This is a genomic window from Rothia dentocariosa ATCC 17931, from assembly GCF_000164695.2.
GTDB classification, from domain to species: domain Bacteria; phylum Actinomycetota; class Actinomycetes; order Actinomycetales; family Micrococcaceae; genus Rothia; species Rothia dentocariosa.
This window is the reverse complement of record NC_014643.1, coordinates 1,364,700-1,388,730: the sequence shown is the minus strand read 5'-3', so window position 1 is coordinate 1,388,730 and position 24,031 is coordinate 1,364,700. Positions and strand designations below refer to the sequence as shown.

The window sequence follows — 24,031 nt, the reverse complement described above, 5'->3', positions numbered from 1 at the left end:
AAGCCGCGCGTACCATTATAAGACTCGTTATTCTGCGGGATAGCATCTCAGGATAAACCTAGCAGTATGAGCAAAAGAGACTCGGTGTCTTATAAGTTGCCTCGTTCCCCTATTCTCTGGGTGACATGTATGTATGAACCATACCTTTCCAGAGACCCCCGTTTATAGCTCATAAGTTCCACGGATAAGACCCTCATACTGCAAGACTGCGTTACCAAGGAAAGATCGTAGGACAGCTTCGACCGCAGACCGAGTCAGAAGTCGAGGCTAGCAATAAACCCCATATTTACTAAAACAGCTTTTAACCAATTAGTTTCACCCTAAGATTCCAGGGGATACTAGCATGCGATGGCTCTGCTACAATCAGCTTAGTTTCATCGGCGATGTCAATGTCTCATGCTGACAGTATCTTACTTGCTTAGCCACAATTTGACGAGCCTTATCACGGGCGCCTTGGGACATCACCTATCCCTTTATCCTGTAATCACTCCCCCGTGCACTTAGCGGTTATCTACGTTGTGATCCAGCCGTTCTTCTTCATGAGTACCCTGCTAGTGGACAGTACTAGTGGACAAGCCTCGCAGTACTTCATGGCTACACACGCCGCAAGCAGTGTTCCTCAGCGAGCTTCTAGCAGAGTATCGGCACCGTCAAAACCTCCAGAACCGCTATAGCTGTTCGAGTAATCATGCTCTACACTTCCGTCTTGCTTAGGGTTTTAGCGGGTAAGGGATACGGTGTAAGAGCTTCAGAATACGGCTTAGCCCCACCCACAATTCAGGTTAGGAACATTAGAACAGACACACATTCTATTCCATAACCCAATTTCCTGTCTGCACAGACGATATAAGAACGATAATGGTTGTTGAGACCCCGCAGTTGATGCATCGTTATCGGGTTTTCCTGCGCTGGTGGTACCGTTTTTCTTCAGAGGTCCGTCAGAGGTAGGGCATCGGTAGCGGAGGTTTTGAGGCCCATTCTTGGGTGTTGTACCGGAGTTAACCACTAATTGAGTGGTTATTCGAGGCTATATCCGTTGTGGTGACAGGGTAAAGTGCCCGGTAGCAGGCACACAATTTTACCTATAAGCCTTTGCTCCGTACCCTAGATAGGATGGTTCGCTGTCATGACAGGACGAGATGGTTCAGGGCAGACACAATATGTCTTATACTCCGTTACCTTTTTGTGTGTTCTAAGAAAACCCATTCAGCCAGAACACATTAGAAGAGGGCAGCCGACCCTCCCCCGGCATAGCTTACCAATACCCCAACCGCACTCATGGTCAAGGGGATGCTGCTACCGGGTTGGGGTTGTTGAGTAAAAACCACCGTTAAACACAAAAAGCATGAGCGAAAGCTCCCCCTCACAGGAAACCCCCACCCATACTTACCTCTAAACAAAATATTTATTGCGGCAGCCATCTACTCTCCCACACCCACCAAGATGCAGTACCATCAACACCACAGGGCTTAGCTCACCAGGTTCGAAAAGGATACTGGGCGTTTCCCCCAAGCTATCACCACCGCAAAACCACCAAACAACAACCCACCCCACAAAAACGGGGCCCAGCTTGTTGTTTCAAAACTATACAGCGAACGCAAACACCACAAACAACATAGTGTGAATAAGTCTTCGGCCTATTAGTACCAGTCAACTCCACGCCTTACAACGCTTCCATACCCGGCCTATCAACCTCATCATCTCTAAGGAGCCTCACACACCACAAAGGGGTGCCAGGAGAACTCATCTCGAAACAGGCTTCCCGCTTAGATGCCTTCAGCGGTTATCCCTCCCGAACGTAGCCAATCAGCCATGCACCTGGCGGTACAACTGACATACCAGAGGTTCGTCCGTCCCGGTCCTCTCGTACTAAGGACAGCCTTTCTCAATTCTCCAACGCGCGCAGCGGATAGGGACCGAACTGTCTCACGACGTTCTGAACCCAGCTCGCGTACCGCTTTAATGGGCGAACAGCCCAACCCTTGGGACCGACTCCAGCCCCAGGATGCGACGAGCCGACATCGAGGTGCCAAACCATGCCGTCGATATGGACTCTTGGGCAAGATCAGCCTGTTATCCCCGAGGTACCTTTTATCCGTTGAGCGACAGCGCTTCCACAAGCCACTGCCGGATCACTAGTCCCGACTTTCGTCCCTGCTCGAGTCGCCACTCTCACAGTCAAGCTCCCTTGTGCACTTACACTCAACACCTGATTGCCAACCAGGCTGAGGGAACCTTTGGGCGCCTCCGTTACACTTTAGGAGGCAACCGCCCCAGTTAAACTACCCATCAGGCACTGTCCCTGAACCAGATCATGGCCCGAAGTTAGACATCCAGATTGACCAGAGTGGTATTTCAACAACGACTCCACCACCACTAGCGTGACGGCTTCACAGTCTCCCACCTATCCTACACAAGCCAACCCAAACACCAATACCAAACTATAGTAAAGGTCACGGGGTCTTTCCGTCCTGCTGCGCGAAACGAGCATCTTTACTCGTACTGCAATTTCACCGAGTTCATGGTTGAGACAGTAGGGAAGTCGTTACTCCATTCGTGCAGGTCGGAACTTACCCGACAAGGAATTTCGCTACCTTAGGATGGTTATAGTTACCACCGCCGTTTACTGGGGCTTAAATTCTCAGCTTCGCCCACACAGGGCTAACCAATCCTCTTAACCTTCCAGCACCGGGCAGGAGTCAGTCCGTATACCTCGTCTTACGACTTCGCACGGACCTGTGTTTTTGATAAACAGTCGCTTCCCCCTGGTCTCTGCGACCCCTACACGCTCCCCACCGCACGGGCAGATCACGCTCAGGGCCCCCCTTCTCCCGAAGTTACGGGGGCATTTTGCCGAGTTCCTTAACCATGATTCTCTCGATCGCCTTAGTATTCTCTACCTGATCACCTGTGTCGGTTTCGGGTACGGGCAGCTAAAACCTCACGCCGATGCTTTTCTCGGCAGCATAGGATCACCAAATCCCCCACAAACAAGGGGTCCCATCACGTCTCAGACACACAACCGGCGCATTTAACAACCAGTCATCCTACACGCTTAGACCACGACAACCACCGCGTGGCTTGGCTACCTTCCTGCGTCACACCTGTTAACACGCTTACCTCCAAAGCTTGGGTCCCACACACCCCACAACACCACAAAGAAAAACTTCATGACACCGTGATCGGCATGGTTAGCATCACAATATCAGTATGGACGGTCCTTCACTGGTACGGGAATATCAACCCGTTCTCCATCGACTACGCCTGTCGGCCTCGCCTTAGGCCCCGACTAACCCAGGGCAGATTAACTTGACCCTGGAACCCTTGATCATCCGGCGCACGGGTTTCTCACCCGTGATTCGCTACTCATGCCTGCATTCTCACTCCCACACAATCCACCACACACTCCCGTGGCAGCTTCACCTCGTGCAGGACGCTCCCCTACCCAACCAGCCACAAAGACTGATTGCCACAACTTCGGCGGTGTACTTGAGCCCCGCTACATTATCGGCGCAGAATCACTTGACCAGTGAGCTATTACGCACTCTTTCAAGGATGGCTGCTTCTAAGCCAACCTCCTGGTTGTCTCAGCAACTCCACATCCTTTCCCACTTAGCACACGCTTAGGGGCCTTAGTTGATGGTCTGGGCTGTTTCCCTCTCGACAATGAAGCTTATCCCCCACTGTCTCACTGCTACACTCTCACTTACCGGCATTCGGAGTTTAGCTAACGTCAGTAACCCTCGCGGGCCCATCGGCCATCCAGTAGCTCTACCTCCAGCAAGAAACATGTAACGCTGCACCTAAATGCATTTCGGGGAGAACCAGCTATCACAGAGTTTGATTGGCCTTTCACCCCTATCCACAGCTCATCCCCCCAGTTTTCAACCTAGGTGGGTTCGGTCCTCCACACGCTCTTACACGTGCTTCAACCTGGCCATGGATAGATCACTCCGCTTCGGGTCTAGATCCTGCCACTACAACGCCCTATTCAGACTCGCTTTCGCTACGACTACCCCACACGGGTTAACCTCGCGACAAAACACTAACTCGCAGGCTCATTCTTCAAAAGGCACGCCACCACCCCACACAAAAGGGGGCTATAACGGCTTGTAAGCACACGGTTTCAGGTACTATTTCACTCCCCTCCCGGGGTACTTTTCACCATTCCCTCACGGTACTGATCCACTATCGGTCATCAGGAAGTATTTAGACTTACCAGGTGGTCCTGGCAGATTCACACGAGATTCCACGAGCCCCGTGCTACTCGGGACATTGTCAACGCACACACAACACTTTCAACTACGGGACTCTCACCCACTACGGTCGACCATTCCAAGCCAGTTCGCCTACCATCATGCACTACGCCGGTGACCAGTTAGAACCACCACAACAACTCCCACAACACCCATGATGCAACACCTAACCGCTATCACACACCACAGGTTTAGTCTCATCCGCGTTCGCTCGCCACTACTAACAGAATCATTATTATTTTCTCTTCCTGCGGGTACTGAGATGTTTCACTTCCCCGCGTTCCCCCCAACTGGCCTATACATTCAACCAGCGGTCACCCACCACAACGATGAGCGAGGTTTCCCCATTCGGAAATCCTCGGATCCACGCCCAGTTATCGGCTCCCCGAGGCTTATCGCAGATTCACACGTCCTTCATCGGCTCCTGATGCCAAGGCATCCACCGTGTGCCCTTAACAACTTACACACAATCAAGAAAAAGAAGAATCAAGAAACCACACAACCGTGCAGTTCCCAGAAGATGCTCGCGTCCACTATATAGTTCTCAAACAACAAACCACACCAACACCAACACCGAGAACAAACCCAGCACCAGCACCAGCCAGTCACCAACTCAGACCACACCTAGCGTGCAACCCGAAAACCCAAGAACGCACCCGAACAACACGAAAAGATGATGACGTATACACAACACCGTGAAACAAAACAAACAACAAAAAAAAAGGGGACTGACATTCCACCCATGAGCAAACCACCCACCCGACACTCGCGAGCAGCATGGCCAACCAAACAATAGTTGAGCTCCTTAGAAAGGAGGTGATCCAGCCGCACCTTCCGGTACGGCTACCTTGTTACGACTTAGTCCCAATCGCCAGTCCCACCTTCGACGGCTCCCCCCACCAGGGTTAGGCCACCGGCTTCGGGTGTTACCAACTTTCGTGACTTGACGGGCGGTGTGTACAAGGCCCGGGAACGTATTCACCGCAGCGTTGCTGATCTGCGATTACTAGCGACTCCGACTTCATGGGGTCGAGTTGCAGACCCCAATCCGAACTGAGACCGGCTTTTAGGGATTAGCTCCACCTCACAGTATCGCAACCCTCTGTACCGGCCATTGTAGCATGCGTGAAGCCCAAGACATAAGGGGCATGATGATTTGACGTCATCCCCACCTTCCTCCGAGTTGACCCCGGCAGTCTCCTATGAGTCCCCACCATCACGTGCTGGCAACATAGAACGAGGGTTGCGCTCGTTGCGGGACTTAACCCAACATCTCACGACACGAGCTGACGACAACCATGCACCACCTGTATACCAGCCCCGAAGGGAAACGCCATCTCTGACGCAGTCCAGTATATGTCAAGCCTTGGTAAGGTTCTTCGCGTTGCATCGAATTAATCCGCATGCTCCGCCGCTTGTGCGGGCCCCCGTCAATTTCTTTGAGTTTTAGCCTTGCGGCCGTACTCCCCAGGCGGGGCACTTAATGCGTTAGCTACGGCGCGGAAAACGTGGAATGTCCCCCACACCTAGTGCCCAACGTTTACGGCATGGACTACCAGGGTATCTAATCCTGTTCGCTCCCCATGCTTTCGCTTCTCAGCGTCAGTTACAGCCCAGAGACCTGCCTTCGCCATCGGTGTTCCTCCTGATATCTGCGCATTCCACCGCTACACCAGGAATTCCAGTCTCCCCTACTGCACTCTAGTTAGCCCGTACCCACTGCAAAACCAGGGTTAAGCCCCAGCCTTTCACAGCAGACGCGACCAACCGCCTACAAGCTCTTTACGCCCAATAATTCCGGACAACGCTCGCGCCCTACGTATTACCGCGGCTGCTGGCACGTAGTTAGCCGGCGCTTTCTCTGCACCTACCGTCACTTTCGCTTCTTCGATGCTAACAGAGGTTTACAACCCGAAGGCCGTCATCCCTCACGCGGCGTCGCTGCATCAGGCTTGCGCCCATTGTGCAATATTCCCCACTGCTGCCTCCCGTAGGAGTCTGGGCCGTGTCTCAGTCCCAGTGTGGCCGGTCACCCTCTCAGGCCGGCTACCCGTCGTCGCCTTGGTAAGCCATTACCTCACCAACAAGCTGATAGGCCGTGAGCCCATCTAAAACCACTCCATAACGCTTTCCACCAACACCCCATGCGGAGATTGGTCGTATCCGGTATTAGACCCAGTTTCCCAGGCTTATCCCAGAGTCAAAGGTAGGTCACTCACGTATTACTCACCCGTTCGCCACTAATCCACCTAGCAAGCTAGGCTTCATCGTTCGACTTGCATGTGTTAAGCACGCCGCCAGCGTTCGTCCTGAGCCAGAATCAAACTCTCCGTTACAAAAACAAAAAGCAAACGCATGATCCCATAACTCTCAAAAAACAATGAACTACTGACAAAACAAAAAACAAGGACACAAAACACCAGGCACACCAACGCACCCCATGCTTCCTGTCCCACACGAATGTCCCAACCAGCAGACACCACAACAAAATTTTCAGAACTACAAGACCACACCAAAAAACATGACCTCAATAAGATCAAAAAACATATACGGTATCAACCCCGCACACCAACACCCCACCAAAAAAAAGGGGGTACCAGTGCACTGTCACAACATCCCGTTTCACCAATACACATCATCACAACACAACACACAGTTGTGTCTAAAACGTATTGAACAAAGCACACTCTTGAGTTCTCAAACAACACACCACACCAACAACAACACACCATCAGAGTCATCATCAGCCGGTCATCACATGATAAATCACCGCAACCAACCCCACCCGGATCACAACCAGAAATGAAGTCCTCGCCGCGGCGACTCATACAACTATACACACCCACACCCACCACCGCAACCCAACGGGTGAGTGTTTTACACCACTAGCAAAACAAGCCGTCAAGCACGGTATGTATTCGGGCTCTGCCGCTGCAACCCCATTGCATCGTCAATACACGAGCGCGTGTGGAACCTGAACATCAGGCTTCACACGCGCATCGGATAAGAGCGTTAGTGAGACTCAGCGCGATGGCGGGATACGTCATAGAGAGTAATGCCCACTGCCATTGCGGCGTTGAGAGACTCCATAGCCGAATCAATAGGGATCGACACGATCTGATCGCAGGTCTCCGTCACCAAACGCGAAAGGCCCTTACCCTCGGAACCAACCACCACGCACAGAGGCTCAGAAGCGAGCTGTAGATTCGGCAGGTCTATGTCTCCCCCGCCGTCCAAACCAATCACAAAAATACCCTGCTCTTTTGCCTGCTGCAGCACGCGCGTCAGGTTCGTTGCCATCGCCACCGGAATACGGGCCGCCGCCCCCGCACTCGTTTTCCAGGCGCCCGCAGTCACTGCAGCAGAGCGACGCTCAGGAATGATGACCCCATCGCCGCTAAATGCCGAAACGCTGCGAATAATTGCACCCAAATTTCGAGGATCGGTAATACCATCCAAAGCCACGAAAAGCGGAGGCGACTTAAGTTTGCCAGCATGCCAGCGCTCCATAACGTCCAGTACCAAATCGGTCGCATCCGGGTACTGATAAGGCGGAATCTGCATTGCAATCCCCTGATGCACGGCACCATCCGTCAGGCGATCCAGCTCGCTGCGGGGGATCTCCAGCATGGGCAGGTTTTTCTTATTCGCCGTCGTCATAATGTCGCGCACGCGGTCATCGACCTCGATACGGCTCATCACGTACAGGTGCTTCGCTGGAATATTGGTGCGAAGTGCCTCCAGAACCGCGTTGCGACCGGTAACAAGTTCATCGCTCATGCGCTTGCCGCCCAGACGAGTCTGGAACTTGCGGTTCGTGCCGGTAGCCGCACGACGCTCCGCCGCGCGCTTCATCTTATACGCCTTGTGGTAAACGCGGTCCTCAGCCTTCGGGGTGGGTCCTTTACCTTCCAGCGCACGCCGACCGTGACCGCCGGTGCCCTTCGTCGCACCCTTTTTCTTTGCGGTAGCGCCGGGGCGCGAACCTGCCTTAGCCATATCTGTATCCTTTAGTTCAACGTCTGTCGTGCCCGCTTCGGGGCGAGTTTCGGGGAATGTGTTATGCGTTAAGGCTCCATGTAGAGCCCTGCGCGCCGTCCTTGACCGTAATACCTGCGGCGGCGAGCACATCGCGCATCCTGTCGGCGGTCGCCCAATCCTTCTCGGCGCGGGCACTCGCGCGCTGTTCCAAAATAGTATGAATGAGCGCATCTAATGCCTGATGTTCCGCACCGGAAGCCCCCGAACCGTCAAGATTCATGAGCGAAGTCAGCCCAAGCACATTTGCCATAGCCCACACCGCATTTGCGAATTCGGAGGCATCCGCACCGGCGGCAAGCGCGGCGTTACCGGCGCGAGTCTGCTCGTGAAGCACCGCAAGTGCGCGCGGAATATTCATATCGTCGTCAAGCGCATCCGCAAAGTCCTGCGGTACGCGACGTTCCTGTGGGTCCGGGGCCATAAGCTCCGAGGTAGCGGCGAGGAATGCCTCCACACGCTCGATAGCAACCCGTGCCTCTTCTAATGAAGTGGGGCGGTAATCCAACACCGAACGATAATGTGCCGAACCCAAATAATAGCGCACTACCAGCGGGCGAGCCTGCTGCAGCATTTGCACGGGAGAAATGGTGTTGCCGATCGATTTCGACATTTTCTCGCCCTCGTAGGTGACCATGCCGTTGTGCATCCAGAAATTAGCGAAATCATCGCCCGCAGCCGTGGACTGCGCCAGTTCATTCTCGTGATGCGGAAAACGCAGATCCAGCCCGCCGCCGTGAATATCGAACCGCTTCCCCAGGTATTTACCCGCCATCGCCGAGCATTCCAGATGCCAGCCGGGACGACCGCGGCCCCACGGCGAATCCCACGCTGCGGTCAGCGGTTCACCTTCCTTATACCCCTTCCACAGGGCAAAATCGCGGGGATCACGCTTGCCGCGCGGGTCTGCGTCGGCGGAATCCTGCATATCGTCCACGCTCTGGCGGGTGAGCGCGCCATACTGTTCCCAAGAACGCACATCGAAATAGACATCCCCGGAATCGTCAAGCGCCGGGTATGCATGCCCGCGGTCGATGAGACGCTGAATAAGTTCAAACATCTCAGGAATGTGACCGGTCGCACGCGGCTCATAGGTTGGCGGGTCAATACCCAACGTCGCATATGCGCGCGCAAAAACTTTCTCGTATCGATACGCGAGCGCCCACCACTGCTCGTTGGGGTGCTCCCCGGTGTAGGTGGGCTGTGCAGATTCAACGGACTTCGCCAAAATTTTATCGTCAATATCCGTAACATTGCGCACGGTGGTGACTTTGAACCCGCGGTAGCGCATCCACCGCGCAAGCTGGTCGAAGACCAGGGCGGAGCGGATATGCCCCACATGCGGTTCGCCCTGCACGGTGGCACCGCAGTAGTAGATGCGTGCCTCACCGGGGACTACCGGTTCAAAATCGCGGATGCTTGATGTTGCTGAATCATAAAAACGCATAGTCACAGTACCTAGTTTACGGGTTATAGCACCCGAGCGGTGGGTACCGCCGGATTCTCTTTAATAATCTTCCGTCGGGGGGGGACTACACCACCGGGTAAAGGAGTGCGGTGGCAACGGCTGCAACGCCTTCGCCGCGTCCGGTCAGGCCTAAGCCGTCGGTCGTGGTCGCGGTAACGGTCACCGAAGCCCCAGCCGCTTCACTCAGAACACGATTGGCTTCTGCGCGGCGCGGCGAAAATTTGGGGCGGTTACCGATCAGCTGCACGCTGATGTTGCCGATCTCGAAACCTGCCGCTCGCACGATTGCCGCCGCCTCCGAGAGAATACGCACCCCGGATGCGCCCGCCATATCTGGGCGATCCACCCCGAAGTTACTGCCCAAATCTCCGGTACCGGAGGCGGCAAAGAGCGCATCGGCGGCCGCGTGCGCAACGACGTCGCCGTCGGAATGCCCGCTGAGCCCGCGCTCGCCCGGCCAGTACAGCCCCGCGATCCATAGCTCGGTGTTTTCCTCCCCAAAGGCATGCACGTCTACGCCGGTTCCTACGCGGGGTATAAGGGGGACCTGAGGGGTGGGGCGGTTCTGTGTGCTGGTTGTATCTGTCATGGCATGCCTTTCATCACGGTTTTGTGTTTAGCCTTTAGGAGCAGACGGATTCCGGGGCGGTTGGGTAAAGTGCGCGCGCTATGCGCAAATCGAGCGGGGTTGTAATTTTGAAGGCATCGGCATGCCCAGTCACGGTATGCACCTGTTCTCCGTATGCTTCGACCGCCATTGCATCATCAGTAATTTGCTCGGCGACTGAAGCCTCAAGCGTGCGGCTGTGCTCATGTGCGGCACGCAGGGTGTCGATCCTGAAGCCTTGCGGGGTTTGTACGGCACGCATAAGTGCACGGGAGGGCGTGCCGGTGACGGTGCCGTGCGCATCCACGGTTTTAATGGTGTCGATCACGGGAACGACGGGGATAACGGCCCGATACCCAACAGTCAGCGCTTGGGCGACCGTGCGGAAAACCTGGGGAGGTGTAAACGCGCGGGCGCAATCGTGAATAAGCACCCGCTCGATGGACGGATTTTCGGCGGCGAGCGCATCGAGGGCGGCGATGACCGATGCGGTGCGGGTGTTGCCGCCTTCCGTAACGAGAGCATCAAATTCGGCGGCATCGGTCAGTAATTGCGGGCACCGGTGCGCGCAGTCAGGTGGAACCGTTACGACGAGACGTTCCGCAATACCCGAGGCACGCGCGCGCTCAAGTGCCCAGTACAGCAGGGTTTTTCCGTGTACATCGACGGCAGCTTTAGGCATCTTTTCTTTGAGACGGGTGCCGGAACCCGCGCCGAGCACGACGATGGCGGTGCGGGCTACTAGGGAAGCATTCGTGGATAGAGCCTCTGGATAGTTTTCAGTCACATCTAAGAGGGTACCCGATAGTGTGCTTCTGAGGTTTTGAGATGTTTGCGCAGGTTTATGACGCTGAGCGAGACTCGCAAAGTTCCACGGTGATTTCCCGAGGACGGCATAAAACCGGCGTCATGTGCAGGTCTCATACTGACGATTTGTCATCACATTGCTAAACTAGAGTGCGAGAGTCAAATCTTGTGTCGCTTCTGTGCGCTCGAAGGACTGCGCGTGCAAGGCGGCTTTATATGCACGCACACAGAGTCGCAGGGCTCACCAGAATCTAGGAGGACGCGCCGTGAAGTTCGCCGTTTCCCACTCTCTTAAGCGCGCCGGTGCGGGTGTGGCTATTGCAGCCGCGCTCATATCAGCAACCGGCTGCGGTTATATCTATACCCAGCCGACAACCCTGCAGTATGCTGCATCCGACGGGGTTAAGGCCGATCTTAACGGCGTTGAGCTTCGCAATATCATGATGGTTTCATCCGGCAAAGGTGCGGATGGTCGTCTGCTCGGCACTATCTTGAATAAGAGCGACCACGATATTACTGTTACCTTCGCGTTCCCCAGCGGCGAGAAATCCGTCAAGGTTGCCAAGGGCCAGCAGGTACGTTTAGAAAGCAATGATTCTCAGGTGATCGTGCCGAAGATTTCGCAGACTCCCGGTGAGACTCTGGCGAATACTCAGGTTTCTTCGAACGATCAGTCCACAAACCTGAATATTCCGATCTTAGATGGAACCCTCAAGGAGTACGCTTCCTATATGCCGAATGCGGCGAGCTCGCGTGCATCCTCGCAGTCCTCTCATGCGGCAACTCCCAGTGCCAGCACGCCTGCGAAAACCCCAACGCCGAGCACATCGGCAACTGCCGTTCCCACGAATACGGCGACCGCTGTGCCTACGGCTCCTGAACCGGCAGAGACTCCTTCATACGACGAATCTGAGGAAGTCCCCGCCCCGGCTCCTACGGCGAGCGTGCCCGTCTACGAGAACGTGCAGTAGCTCTGGTGAGGGTTTCACCCTCTCAAGGTACAGAAAAAGGCTCTTTATATGACATAAAGAGCCTTTTTCTGTATGGAGATGGGCGAGTCTCTACGCCTCAAATTTATAGCCCAGCCCGCGCACCGTAATCACATAGCGAGGTGAGGATGCCTTCGGCTCGATCTTAGAGCGCAGGCGTTTAATGTGCACATCTAATGTCTTCGTATCGCCCACATAATCCGCGCCCCAGACCCGCTCAATCAGCTGGGCGCGCGTCATTACGCGACCGGTGTTGCGAAGCAAGATCTCTAAAAGTTCAAACTCTTTCAGGGGCATGGAAACTTCCTCACCGTCCACGGTGACGACGTGACGCTCCACATCCATACGCACCGGACCAGCCGCCAAGGCTTTCTGATCCTGCTCATCGCCGTGGTCGGGGCTCTGCCTCCGCAGCACCGCCCGGATGCGCGCCATCAGCTCCCGCGAAGAGTACGGCTTGGTCACATAGTCATCAGCCCCAAGTTCAAGCCCGAGCACCTTGTCAATCTCGGAATCCTTAGCGGTCAGCATGATGATCGGAACCGAGGAGGATGCGCGAATTTTCTTGCACACCTCCATGCCGGACATTCCGGGAAGCATCACGTCAAGGAGCACTAAGTCTGGGTCTTCTCTCTCAAAGGCAGGCACCGCATCCAGACCGTTATCGACTACAACGGGCGTGAAACCTTCGCGCCCAAGCAGGAAGGACAGCGGGTCATAGAGCGCCTCTTCATCCTCAACAAGCAGAATTTTCGTCATCGTTACCTCTGTTTTAAGTCCTGTAGCTAGTGTAGCTCAGCTCACGAGTTATCGGCGGATTCCAGGATTTCAGGGGTCGAGTGATCTGCCTCGGCAAGCGGCAGACTCAGCGTAAATGTGGAGCCCTCCCCCAGGGTCGAATCCACGGTGACCATGCCACCGTGCTGCGCCATCACGTGCTTGACGATGCTCAGACCCAGACCGGTACCGCCGGTTTGCCGTGAACGGGCCGGGTCTACACGATAAAAACGCTCAAAAATACGTTTCTGGTCTTCCTCAGAGATTCCGGCGCCCTGATCTGTCACCGAAATCAACAGGTTCTCGTGCGAGGTTTCGACCGTGACATCAACGCGGGTATCTTCGGGAGAATACCGCACCGCGTTCTCAATGAGGTTGTGCACCGCGATCCCAAGCAGCTCGGGGTCTGCATAAACCTCACGGTCGGCGTGGGCATCCGTATGGATGGTGATGTTCTTGGCTTCGGCGGCGAGCTTGGAACGGTCCACCGCCTCCGCCACCAGGTTATTGATAGACACCAATTTTCCGCTGCCGATCACATCGGCGGACTGCAGGCGGGAAAGTTCGATAATATCGCGGACAAGCGCGGTCAGACGCTTTGTTTCTTTGTGCAGACGACTCGTGAAATAGTCGATAGATTCCGGGTCATCACGGGCTTCCTCAATGGCCTCTGCAAGCAGGCTAATTGCCCCCACCGGAGTTTTCAGCTCATGCGAAACGTTCGCCACGAAGTCGTTGCGTACCCGCTGCACACGCGAGATTTCGGTGCGGTCATCGGCGAGCACCAAAATATATTCGTTTCCCACAGGAGCCACGCGCAAGTCGATCACCAGGGATTCGTCCTCACCTCGGGCAATCTCAAGTTCTTTTTCCACGAAAATACCGCGGTGCCGCACGGTGCGGATCATCTCGGCAAGCTCAATAGACAGCACGGTGTGCCCGCGCACCAGCCCCATGGCGTAGGCGCCCGGCGAAGCCTGCACGACGCCTCCGACCTCGTCTACCACCACATAGGCACGCCCAATAACCGCAAGCACCTGCGCCGCTCCGTCGCTCAAGGCGGGTTCGGCGACGGTCGTGCGATGTCGTTCACGCTCGAACCGCCTCAGAATACCCATGCTCAAAAGACCCAGAGCCAGTCCGAGAACGCCGGAGGAAAAAGCGATAAGACCTGCGTTCAACGGGCGATTCCTTCCTAAAAGTGCTTATCTGATGTGCGGTGTGCATTGTATCTGAAGCGAAAACCTGACCGCCGCAGTGCCGAGGTGCTCTGAAAACGGTGAGAACCCACCGCCCCGGTCAGTTCAACACTACCGGAACGATGGGTTCTCTTACCATGCGCGTTAAATAATTACTTACCCTGGTTTGCAACAGCCGCGATAGCATCCTTCGCAGCTTCAGGGTCAAGGTACTCGCCCGGCTTGAGAGGCTTAAAGTTCTCGTCCAGCTCGTAGTACAGCGGAATGCCGGTCGGAATGTTCAACCCAGCGATATCCTCATCGGAGATGTTCTCCAAATGCTTCACAAGCGAGCGCAGGGAGTTACCGTGCGCCGCGACCAGCACAGTCTTACCGTCGGCAAGGTCGGGCTTAATATCGGATTCCCAGTACGGAAGCATACGACCGAGAACGTCCTTGAGGCACTCGGTGCGGGGTGCGTTCTCAACATCCGCGTAGCGGGGATCGTTTGCCTGCGAGTAGGGGTCGCTATCGTCCAGCGGCGGAGGTGGCACATCGTAGGAACGACGCCAAGTCATGAACTTCTCGTCACCGTATTCTTCACGGATCTCAGACTTGTTCTTACCCTGCAGAGCGCCGTAGTGACGTTCGTTCAGACGCCAGGTACGCTTGACCGGAATCCAGAGGCGGTCGGCCGCATCCAGGGCAATATTTGCGGTGTTGATAGCGCGGCGCTGCAATGAGGTGTGCACAATATCGGGAAGGATGCCGCGTTCTTTCAGTAGTTCGCCGCCGCGCTGAGCCTCAGCACGACCCTTATCAGTCAGATTAACATCGACCCAGCCGGTGAACAGGTTCTTCTCGTTCCACTCCGACTGGCCGTGACGCAGGAGTACTAATTTGTATGTCATAGCTTCTATTTTTTCATGCGGGCGGCGGTTTGTCATGCTTATGCCAGCAACACCACACCGCCATCTTGCCCTACATCTCGCGGCAGAAGACGAATCGGCACGCGGCACACCCCTGCATAGATGCGCCACGCGCCGAAAAGGTCAAAGTCACCCTATACTCGGGCGAAAGATACGGGCTGCACGCCTTGACGAGCGCCTAGTAGCGGCGGTTACCGCCCACGGCAGGCCAGACTCCTGCCAGGAAAACACTCGAAATGGTAGCGGCGACCAGCTGGAAAAGCACCACGCTGCTCGTAGCGCTAGGATTGTAAGTGAAGCTCAAGGCGCTCCAAACCCCCAGCAGACCAACCGCGGCGGAACCGCCGGTCATAGCCATCCAGAAATTCTTGGAGCGTTTGCCGTTGAACGTGTACATATTCGCGGGTGCCATGACGGACCGCACAAAGGCGAGAATGCAAATCCACGCCACCACGAGGGCAAGTAACCCGTCAATAATCAGGGTGGCATAAAACAAAAGCTGAGGAGCAGTCATATTTTCCTTACTGGATGACCTGCTCGATGGCGGTCACCAAATCCTGGTAGAGATCATCGACATTCTCAATGCCGACCGATAGACGCAGCAGCGACGGCGGAATGGAGTCGGGTTCGCTCCCATGCCGACGACGGCGTTCAATCAGGGATTCTACACCACCCAGGCTCGTTGCAGGAGTCCACACGCGCAAAGCCTCTACCACACGCTGCGTTTGTTCATCGCTGGCACGCAAGACCACGCATAGCACCGCACCGAACCCGCCGTGCATCTGCTTCTTGGCCAACTCATGCCCATTACTGCCGGGCAAACCGGGGTACCGTACCTCTTCTACCGCCGGATGCTCACTCAAGCGCTCAGCCAGCCTCTGCGCGTTGTGCACCGAACGCTCTACGCGAAGCGCCAGGGTTCGCAGACCGCGTAAGCCGAGCCACGCCTCCACGGGTCCGGGAATAGCCCCGTTGGTGATGCGATGGTGCAGCATTGCCTGATATAGATCCTCGTTCGAGGTGACCGTAACGCCCAGAAGCACATCCGAATGCCCCGCTAAGAACTTGGTCGCAGAGTGAACCACCACGTCAGCACCGAAGGAGAGAGGCTTCTGCAAAATTGGGGTGGCGAAGGTGTTATCGACCGCAGTCACCACACCCAAACGTTTTGCCGCCGCGCAAATAGCGGGCAGGTCGGCGACCTCAAGCATGGGGTTCGTGGGGCTCTCCAGCCAGGCGAGTACCTTCGGGGCCGCATAATCCACGGTTTCCGGGGTGACACCGGTGCGGGCAACAGCATCTTCGAAGGCTGCAATCACCGAAGCGGTATCTTCCAGATCAATGCGCACGACCTCGGCAATACCGCGTTTCTGCAAATCCTTGCTCATAGTAATAGAGGCCATGTAGGCATGTTTAGGAATGAGAATAACCGACCCGACCGGTACCAAATCCAGAATCGAGGCAATCGCTGCCATGCCCGAAGGGAATAAGAGACCGTGTGTGCCACCTTCCAACCCGGCGACGACCTCTTCCATAGCCTCCCAGGTGGGGTTGGCGAACCGCGCATACACTTTATCGGAGACGGTATCAACGGTACCGGCTCCACGGTAGGTTGAGGACAAAATAATCGGCGGGTTCACCGGCGCATCATGCTCATGCGCGGGACGACCACCGTTCACCACATAGGTCTCTGCTGACATCTTCTCTTCACTCATGCTTTTAAGAGTGGCACAGCTAAGGCTCACATGCACGCCGAACACCGCAGAAAGTCATGTTCTGGCTCGGCAACGCCGTGAAAACGTTCACCTTCCTTTATCGTGTTCGGCAGGCACGGTACCCTTAGTAGGGTGAACGATTCCCTGCACTACACGCCACAGAGTACGCCCGCGCAGCCGGGTTCAGCGCCCGATCGCCGCGGGCTTTTTATCGTCTTCGAGGGCGGTGACGGTGCGGGCAAAACTACCCAGCTTGCCCGGCTTCAAGCCGCTCTAGAGGCTCAAGGCTACACCGTAATTGCTACCCGAGAACCGGGCGGAACACCCCTTGGCGAGGCCCTGCGGGAACTCGTGCTTAAACATGGTTCCAGTGAGGTCGATGCCCGTGCCGAAGCGCTGATTTTTGCTGCATCCCGTGCGGCGCATGCGGCGCAGAAGATTCGTCCCGCGCTCGCTGCCGGGGCGGTAGTACTCAGCGACCGTTATCTCGATTCTTCCGCAGCCTACCAGGGCATTGGGCGTAATCTGGGCAAAGATACCATCACGGATTTAAGCCGCTGGGCAACCGAAGATCTGATACCGCACGCCACAATTCTGCTGGATGTTCCCCTCACCGATGAGTCCCAGCGCATGAGCGACCGCGGCACCGTAGACCGGATTGAGGCGGAAGGCGCTGATTTCAAAGCCCGCGTGCACACCGCTTTCGCTGATATTGCGCGGCAGAACGCTGACGGTGCGCATTATGTAGTGGATGGTTGTGGAAGCGTGGATGCGGTGCACGAACGGGTGCTTGAGGTTGTTCGCCCACTCCTGGAGTCCCGAGAGTTAGCCCGCGATAACGGCGATACGAACACGAATTTTACCTCCGGTGGTTTCGGGGAGGACGCCCGATGAGCCTATGGGATGAGCTGATTCTGCCCGCGGGCACGCTCGACCAGCTGCGCCGCGACGCATCCGCCGAACGCCCCACGCACGCCTGGCTTTTTACCGGGGCGGCGGGGGCACCGCATCGGCGAGCTGCCCTTATTTTTGCGGCGGCGCTGCTGTGTGAACAGCCCGATCCTGCCGATCGCGGATGCGGCACCTGCAAGGGCTGTGTGACCGTGCTGAACGGTTCGCACTCGGACTTTACGCATTTTCGCACCGAGGCGGTCAGCATTAGCATTGACGATGCCCGCGACCTTGTGATGAAGGCGCAGGATAGGCCGTCGGTTGGGCGGTGGCGCGTGATCCTTATGGAAGACACCGAACGCATGCCCGAGCGCACCTCTAATGTGCTCTTGAAGGCTATCGAGGAACCGCCGCCGCACACGATTTGGCTGCTGACGGCTCCCTCCCCTACCGATGTGCTCGTGACGATTCGGTCACGCTGCCGCCCCGTACAGCTGCCGGTTCCTGCCATCGCCGATGTTGCCGCCAAGCTCGTTGCCGACGGGGTTGAGGATGCGCTGGCACGCCACGCGGCAACACTCGCGCAGGGTGATGCCGAGGTCGCCGCCCGCCTGGCACATGACCCCACAGCCCTGCAGCGGCGCGAAACCCTGCCGCTTCTCATCATGAACATTCGTTCTATTTCTTCTGCGTATGCGGCAGCGGACAGGCTTATCACGCTCGCGGAACAGGACGCAGCCGAAGCCGCCGCAGCGCGCGACGAGAAGGAACGCACCGAACTATTGGCGATCCTGGGCATCAAGGAAGGGGCACGCATCTCCCCCAGCCTGCGCTCGCAAGTTCGGCGACTGGAAGACGAGCAGAAACGGCGTGCGAAGCGCATCCAATCGGATACACTGCTGCGGTCGATGACGGAGATTCAGACGGTGCTGCGCGATGTGCTCACCCTGCAGCTAAACTCCGGGTCTGCCCTCATGAATGAGCACGCCCGGGATGCGCTCGCCGAATTCGCCGCACGCACGAGTGCCGCGCAGACCCTAGAGCATGTGCAGGCGCTTGAGGTTGTGCACGGCAGGCTGCGTACCAACGCGAATGCACGCCTGCTCATTGAAGGGTTTATGGGTAGGTTTGTGCACTAACTAGCCGCGTCCCGTCCCTTCATAACAAGAGCCTTGGCGTGAAAAAGCGAATTTTCTAACGCTTTATTCACATCAAGGCTCTTTTTTAGCACCGGAAAGAACGGAAGCCGCTGGCACCTCTTAGTTCCTGAACCCATGCACCGGCGAGGGTATCCTGCCGCAGCGAGCAATGAACGCCTCCGAAGATGGGGTATGCACCGGCATAATCGGGGCGCGCCCCAGCAACCCGCCGAACTCGACAGTATCGCCCACGCCCAGACCGACGGCTGGAATCACGCGCACGGCGGTGGTCTTGTGGTTCATCACACCGATCGCAGCCTCATCGGCAATCATGGCGGCAAGCGTCGCGGCGGAGGTATCGCCCGGCACCGCAACCATATCCAGCCCGACCGAGCAGATCGCGGTCATCGCCTCCAACTTATCGAGTGTAATATGCCCGGCGGCGGCAGAATCGATCATGCCAGCATCCTCGGATATCGGAATGAACGAACCGGAGAGCCCGCCCACATGCGAGCAGGCCATGAGACCGCCCTTCTTGACCGCATCGTTGAGCAGAGCAAGCGCCGCCACGGTACCGTGAGTTCCCACAGTTTCCAAACCCATTTCTTCAAGAATATGCGCGACCGAATCGCCGATCTCAGCGGTAGGCGCCAGCGAAAGATCCACAATATTGAAGTACACACCCAGGCGTTCGGCGGCTAAATGACCGACCAGCTGACCCACGCGAGTAATCTTAAAAGCGGCGCGTTTGATAGCCTCGGCGCACGCATCAAAACGCTCGCCACGCACCTGCTGCAGGGCACGCTGCACCACACCGGGGCCGGAAACGCCCACCGAAATCGTGGTGTCTGCCTCCTGTACTCCGTGGAAAGCACCCGCCATGAAGGGGTTGTCGCTCACGGCGTTGGCGAAGACCACAAGTTTGGCGCATCCGAAGCCGTTGGTATCTGCGGTGAGGTCAGCCGTTTCACGAATGATTTCACCCATGCGTTTAACGCCGCTCATGTTAATACCGGCGCGGGACGAACCAATATTCACCGACGAACACACGACATCGGTCTCAGCGAGCGCGGCGGGAATAGAATCCATGAGCACGTTATCGGAAGGGGTAGCACCTTTGTCGATCAGCGCGCTGAATCCGCCGATAAAGTTCACGCCCACGGCTTTTGCTGCGGCGTCGAGTGTACGAGCATACTCAAGATATTCGCTTTCTCCGCTGGCCGCCGCGACCACGGAAATTGGGGTTACGGCAATGCGCTTATTTACGATCGGTATGCCCAGCTCAACTTCGATACCTTCACATACGCTCACCAGGTTTTTAGCGCGAGAGGTGATTTTGTCGTAGATTTTGCTGCGTGCCACATCGCCGTCAGAGTCGGCGCAGTCCAGGAGCGAGATGCCCATGGTAACGGTGCGGATATCGAGTTTTTCTTCCTCGATCATGCGGATGGTTTCGAGTATTTGGTCGTTCATCATAAAGGTTATCCCGCGCCTTAGATGCTGTGCATCGCTTTGAAGATGGTTTCCGCTTGAATACGGATTTGCACCTTTTGTGCGTGTTCGACGGCGGTCATAGACTCCTGTAGGTCGATGAGGTTCTGTTCGGTGTCGTCAAAGGAGCAGTGCATAATCATGGTGAAGTACTCGCCCATAATGGTTTGAGAAACGTCAAGCACGTTCACGTGGCGTTCCGTGAGCTTGGTGGTGACGGCGGCGATAATGCCTTCGTGGTCGATTCCGGTTACGGTCAGAATAATTTTCACGGTGATTCCTTTACTCGTGTAAACCCGGTATTCGCACGTTTGCTGGCACGAATGCTTGTTTAGGAATTGTAACGCACGTATAGCTATGCAGACCCGTGCAACATGCTTGAGGCGGCGCTCACGTTCTCACGGGCACCGCCTCAGCTTGTGGGCTAGTCCAGCCGTCCGTGCGTGTTGACGCCGTGCAGCAGGTCTTTTAGATGCGGTGCCAACCGCGGTAAATCCCATGTATAGTGCCTGCTGATGGTGGAGACAATATAGTCGCTGAGGTTCAGCCCCAGGCGTTCGGCGTTGCGTTCCAGCTTCTCACGGTCGGCTTGGGTACCCCTGCGCTGTTCGGATGGCTCGCGCAGGTAGTCCACCAGCGCGGGAATCGCGCGGGCGCGTTTCGTGGCAGAGTACCCGGGCGCCTTGATTTTGACCATATAGCCCGTAGAGTCACGGATAACCCAGCCCTCAGCGTTGCTTGTACGCGCTTCCTGGAGCAGGCGGGTGAAATCGGCGTCGTCTTTGAGGGGAATTTCTTCGACCGTAGAAATACGCACGGGGCCGTGCTCCTCGGTGGGGCGCGGCTGCGCGAAGGCTTTCGGCGAGAGCCACAGGTCTTCAAAGCGGGCCGGTTTCACCCTGAACTGCGCGGTGTTCGCAATCAGATCGAGCAGATAGAGCGTGACGTGTTCGTAGGGCACGATGTGCGGGTCGCGGAACGGATCGACCACCTCAACTGTTAGTGATGAATCCATACGGGTGAGCGCTTCGGTGAGCCGGGCGCGTTCTTCCTGGGTGAGGGCGGCGTGCAGGATACTTTCGGCGTGGCGGCTGTAGGCGGTTACCCCGCTCTTGCTGTAGACGGCGAGCATGCCGTCGAAAACCGTGATAATCGCTAGGTATCCGTTTTCTTTGGCGCGTGCAATGGCCGGGTAGGCGAGGCGTTTGCGAACTTGTGCCTCGCTCTCATGCCCGGGCTCGTCCATATTGAAGAATTTTTCGTATCCGCGCCCCACAATTTTGCCGGTTTCGGCGTGGATAAAGAGCCCGCGCGCTTTGGCGGTGGTCTTATCCCAGGCGCCTTTGTAGAAGGCTTTGCGCGTGAAATTGCACGCGAGTACTCCCGCAGGTTCGGTGGCGCGCACGTTCACGTTGGGGTTAGCGCGCATCTCCTCTAGCAGGCGATGCCCGTCGTTGAGGGGTTCTGCGGCACCGTTTGCAGCGTTTTTTGAGGCGCCCGCCGTTCTACTCCCCGAGGCGTAAGGATCGGGGATGAGGGAGCTCGATGGAATTTTCACGATTTCGCGCTTCCATAAGGCTTTCTCGGGTGCACCGGATGCGCTGTCCTCGCGGCTGAACACCACGGCGCTCAGCTCGCCGCCGGTAAATTCGACGCTGCTTTCTAACGGAATGAGATTACTGTATCCTTCCGAACCGAGTGCCGCCGGGCGGTGACCGTAAATTTGGGTGATACCGGCGACCCGGTTCAGGTCATTGAGCGTCTCTTCGTAGCCTGCGTACTGGGTTTTACCCGCCCGCGCCTGCGAGTACGGATTAGAACCCAAATAGAACGTTTCATCTGCATACAGCCCCGTGAGGTACCCCTCCCCCACCCCTTCCAGCGTGCGATGGGAATCCGCAAAGAGCTGCGGCGCAACCCCGGCGTGGGTCACGAAATAACGCTCCTGCCCGAGAGTAAAGGGCATCATATTCACGGCGGTGTTGAGCATGGTGATCACCCGGCTGTTGTACACGCCGTGGGCGGCGAGCGCATCCAGGGTTTCGCGGGCATCACGGTAGCGGCGCACGCCCCTAATAGTGTGCATGATGGAGCGTTCATGGTTGCCCATCACGAGGTGCACATTGGGCAGGGTGCCAAGGGCGGGTTCAAGAATGTCAAAGACTTTTTCGGGGTTTTGCCCGCGATCGAAGAGGTCACCGGCGAATATCCAGCAGATGTTTTCATCGCTCAGCCCGGTTTCGGGTGAGAGAGTGTCGATGAGTTTTTCGAGTTCACCGCCCATGCCCTGAATATCGCCGACTACGACTACTTTATGGTAGTTATCGAGCGCACGCACCGGGGTGAAGAGCTCGGTAAAAACCTGGTTGGGGGCGATGTACCCGGCGACCACATCTCGGTAGTTCTTGAGGATGCTGCGCCAGTTCTCGCGCAGCTCACGGTGGTTGTTGTAGGCGGTCTCGATAACCTCTTCGGGTACGCGCTTGGTGTATTCGCGGGTTCTGTTGCGCGCATACAGCTCGTCGAGGGTGAGTTCGCCCTGAAAATCGACCAGGTATGCGGTGTAGCAGTATTTGCGCGCAAATTCGAGGAAGGTTTTCATGTTGCGCAGCAGCACGTTCATATTGTCGATAAATACGGTGTTGCCGTGCCGCATATTTTCTTCCACGCAGTCGTTCACCCGGCGGATAGCCTTCGATTCGGCGCTGGTGTTTTGTGATAGGGCTAATGCGGGTTGATTATCGAGCGTGTAGGTGATGTATCCGCATTTGCGGCGCTCGGCATCCCAAGAATGCGTCAGGTCTGCAAGTTCGGGATGCGCGGCGATCCAGGTGCTCTTACCGGCACCCGCCGCACCGGCTAAGAGGAAGATTTTACGTGCCATCGGTGCTGTCTTTCGTCGTCGGAGGTTGTGGTCGGGTAATTTATGTCAGGGTTTTGCCGGATATTCCATTCCGGCATCTCTGAAATATTTACATGTTACATCTGAAGGTGCACCGAGACACAAAAGAATATATCTAAAAATTATATTCTTAATATTTTAGTTCCATGAAGCTAAAACTCTTGTTCCAGCAGAGAAGGTAACCAATTTTTTACAGTATCCCACACGATATCGAGGTTTATATCAAAGTACCCATGAGCCAACCGGTTCCTCATATTTCGCATGCTGCGCCACGGAACCTCAGGAGTCGTACGAGTATAGTCTTCGTAATTATCCATGATTTTTGTTGCAGCTTCGCCGATAATAATAAGATTTAGGATAACTGCCTGTTGAGTCTTTTTATCTTTTAAAAACTCTTGATGAGTCATATTTTCCGTAAAAGAATATGCATCACCGGCTGCCTGTTGTATGTGCTCTATGTAATCAGAAAGACGATTTTTGCTCATCATTACACCGGCTGAGCCTCAGCAAGTACGCGTTCACGGAATTTATGGGGCAAATCTTGGGGAGTGAGAACTTCTACTCGGGTTCCAAGTGCCTGCACCAAATCTGCTTCCAGATCTCCGAGATCTAGAAGAGTAGCTCCAGGCAGAGCATCCACGAGGACATCAAGATCGCTCTCCTCATGATCGGTACCATGTAGAACAGAGCCAAAAACACGGGGATTTACTGTAGGATATTTTTTCACAATCTCGCGTATAGCACGCCGATGTGTTTCAAAAGCTAACGAAGGCCGCATAGCGCTACTCCTTTCTTAAGATACAAGTCTTATAGTAAATACTCACAAACTTGCTCTCAATATTCC

At 55.9% G+C, this 24,031-nt stretch carries 17 protein-coding genes and 3 rRNA genes; 3 read left to right on the top strand and 17 right to left on the bottom strand.

The genetic code is table 11. The annotated features are described in order from the left end of the window. Positions 1–1,408: 1,408 nt before the first annotated feature. The 7 genes from rrf to ispD form a co-directional block, all read right to left on the bottom strand. Positions 1,409–1,527 (bottom strand): 5S ribosomal RNA (gene rrf, locus HMPREF0733_RS06000). Between the two features lie 93 nt (positions 1,528–1,620). Beyond that, a 23S ribosomal RNA gene (locus HMPREF0733_RS05995) occupies positions 1,621–4,722 on the bottom strand. 343 nt (positions 4,723–5,065) lie between these two features. After that, positions 5,066–6,592: ribosomal RNA gene (locus HMPREF0733_RS05990) — 16S ribosomal RNA — on the bottom strand. The 16S, 23S and 5S rRNA genes sit together here, the layout of an rRNA operon. Positions 6,593–7,268: 676 nt before the next feature. Next, entirely contained in the window at positions 7,269–8,255 is a 987-nt protein-coding gene (rlmB, locus tag HMPREF0733_RS05985; protein WP_013398484.1) for a 23S rRNA (guanosine(2251)-2'-O)-methyltransferase RlmB, read from the bottom strand. A 61-nt stretch (positions 8,256–8,316) separates the two neighbouring features. Continuing rightward, positions 8,317–9,747 carry a cysteine--tRNA ligase gene (cysS, locus tag HMPREF0733_RS05980; RefSeq protein ID WP_041321682.1) on the bottom strand — a complete coding sequence of 477 codons (1,431 nt, stop codon included), beginning with the start codon at positions 9,745–9,747 and terminating at the stop codon, positions 8,317–8,319. A 79-nt stretch (positions 9,748–9,826) separates the two neighbouring features. Then, positions 9,827–10,351 (bottom strand): 2-C-methyl-D-erythritol 2,4-cyclodiphosphate synthase, encoded by a 525-nt coding sequence (gene ispF / locus HMPREF0733_RS05975; RefSeq protein WP_013398482.1) that lies wholly within the window; start codon positions 10,349–10,351, stop codon positions 9,827–9,829. Positions 10,352–10,385: 34 nt separating this feature from the next. After that, positions 10,386–11,156 (bottom strand): 2-C-methyl-D-erythritol 4-phosphate cytidylyltransferase, encoded by a 771-nt coding sequence (gene ispD / locus HMPREF0733_RS05970; RefSeq protein ID WP_013398481.1) that lies wholly within the window; start codon positions 11,154–11,156, stop codon positions 10,386–10,388. Between the two features lie 286 nt (positions 11,157–11,442). Here ispD and HMPREF0733_RS05965 point away from each other — a divergent pair, with 286 nt between their 5' ends. Then, entirely contained in the window at positions 11,443–12,147 is a 705-nt protein-coding gene (locus HMPREF0733_RS05965) for a hypothetical protein (RefSeq protein ID WP_013398480.1), read from the top strand. 90 nt (positions 12,148–12,237) lie between these two features. Here HMPREF0733_RS05965 and HMPREF0733_RS05960 read toward each other — a convergent pair whose 3' ends face one another. From HMPREF0733_RS05960 to HMPREF0733_RS05940, 5 genes are all read right to left on the bottom strand, one after another. Continuing rightward, positions 12,238–12,924, bottom strand: coding sequence for a response regulator transcription factor (locus HMPREF0733_RS05960; RefSeq protein ID WP_004006589.1), 687 nt, complete (start codon positions 12,922–12,924; stop codon positions 12,238–12,240). Between the two features lie 41 nt (positions 12,925–12,965). Beyond that, on the bottom strand, positions 12,966–14,123 hold the full coding sequence (locus tag HMPREF0733_RS05955; RefSeq protein WP_013398479.1) for a sensor histidine kinase: 1,158 nt from the start codon (positions 14,121–14,123) through the stop codon (positions 12,966–12,968). A 170-nt stretch (positions 14,124–14,293) separates the two neighbouring features. Further along, positions 14,294–15,031: a phosphoglyceromutase gene (locus HMPREF0733_RS05950; protein ID WP_004006587.1), complete on the bottom strand. Its 738-nt coding sequence runs from the start codon at positions 15,029–15,031 to the stop codon at positions 14,294–14,296. A gap of 196 nt (positions 15,032–15,227) precedes the next feature. Then, entirely contained in the window at positions 15,228–15,563 is a 336-nt protein-coding gene (locus HMPREF0733_RS05945) for a DUF2516 family protein (protein WP_004006586.1), read from the bottom strand. 7 nt (positions 15,564–15,570) lie between these two features. Further along, on the bottom strand, positions 15,571–16,764 hold the full coding sequence (locus HMPREF0733_RS05940; RefSeq protein ID WP_041321681.1) for a trans-sulfuration enzyme family protein: 1,194 nt from the start codon (positions 16,762–16,764) through the stop codon (positions 15,571–15,573). 132 nt (positions 16,765–16,896) lie between these two features. Here HMPREF0733_RS05940 and tmk point away from each other — a divergent pair, with 132 nt between their 5' ends. Together tmk and HMPREF0733_RS05930 are read left to right on the top strand one after the other, a co-directional pair. After that, the gene (gene tmk / locus HMPREF0733_RS05935) at positions 16,897–17,658 is read left to right on the top strand and encodes a dTMP kinase (RefSeq protein ID WP_244864655.1); all 762 of its coding nucleotides are present in this window, start codon (positions 16,897–16,899) and stop codon (positions 17,656–17,658) included. Next, positions 17,655–18,794: a DNA polymerase III subunit delta' gene (locus HMPREF0733_RS05930; RefSeq protein ID WP_013398475.1), complete on the top strand. Its 1,140-nt coding sequence runs from the start codon at positions 17,655–17,657 to the stop codon at positions 18,792–18,794. The genes tmk and HMPREF0733_RS05930 overlap by 4 nt, the downstream gene beginning before the upstream one ends. Positions 18,795–18,914: 120 nt before the next feature. Here HMPREF0733_RS05930 and HMPREF0733_RS05925 read toward each other — a convergent pair whose 3' ends face one another. The 5 genes from HMPREF0733_RS05925 to HMPREF0733_RS05905 form a co-directional block, all read right to left on the bottom strand. Next, the gene (locus tag HMPREF0733_RS05925; RefSeq protein WP_013398474.1) at positions 18,915–20,270 is read right to left on the bottom strand and encodes a PFL family protein; all 1,356 of its coding nucleotides are present in this window, start codon (positions 20,268–20,270) and stop codon (positions 18,915–18,917) included. Between the two features lie 17 nt (positions 20,271–20,287). Further along, positions 20,288–20,557 (bottom strand): ACT domain-containing protein, encoded by a 270-nt coding sequence (locus tag HMPREF0733_RS05920; RefSeq protein WP_004006581.1) that lies wholly within the window; start codon positions 20,555–20,557, stop codon positions 20,288–20,290. A gap of 152 nt (positions 20,558–20,709) precedes the next feature. Next, positions 20,710–23,169 (bottom strand): RNA ligase, encoded by a 2,460-nt coding sequence (locus tag HMPREF0733_RS05915; RefSeq protein WP_013398473.1) that lies wholly within the window; start codon positions 23,167–23,169, stop codon positions 20,710–20,712. A 170-nt stretch (positions 23,170–23,339) separates the two neighbouring features. Then, a complete protein-coding gene (locus HMPREF0733_RS05910) occupies positions 23,340–23,675 on the bottom strand; it encodes a HepT-like ribonuclease domain-containing protein (RefSeq protein ID WP_013398472.1) in 336 nt (111 codons plus the stop codon). Beyond that, positions 23,675–23,965 carry a nucleotidyltransferase family protein gene (locus HMPREF0733_RS05905; protein ID WP_013398471.1) on the bottom strand — a complete coding sequence of 97 codons (291 nt, stop codon included), beginning with the start codon at positions 23,963–23,965 and terminating at the stop codon, positions 23,675–23,677. Before HMPREF0733_RS05905 ends, HMPREF0733_RS05910 begins: the two co-directional genes overlap by 1 nt. Positions 23,966–24,031: the final 66 nt, after the last annotated feature.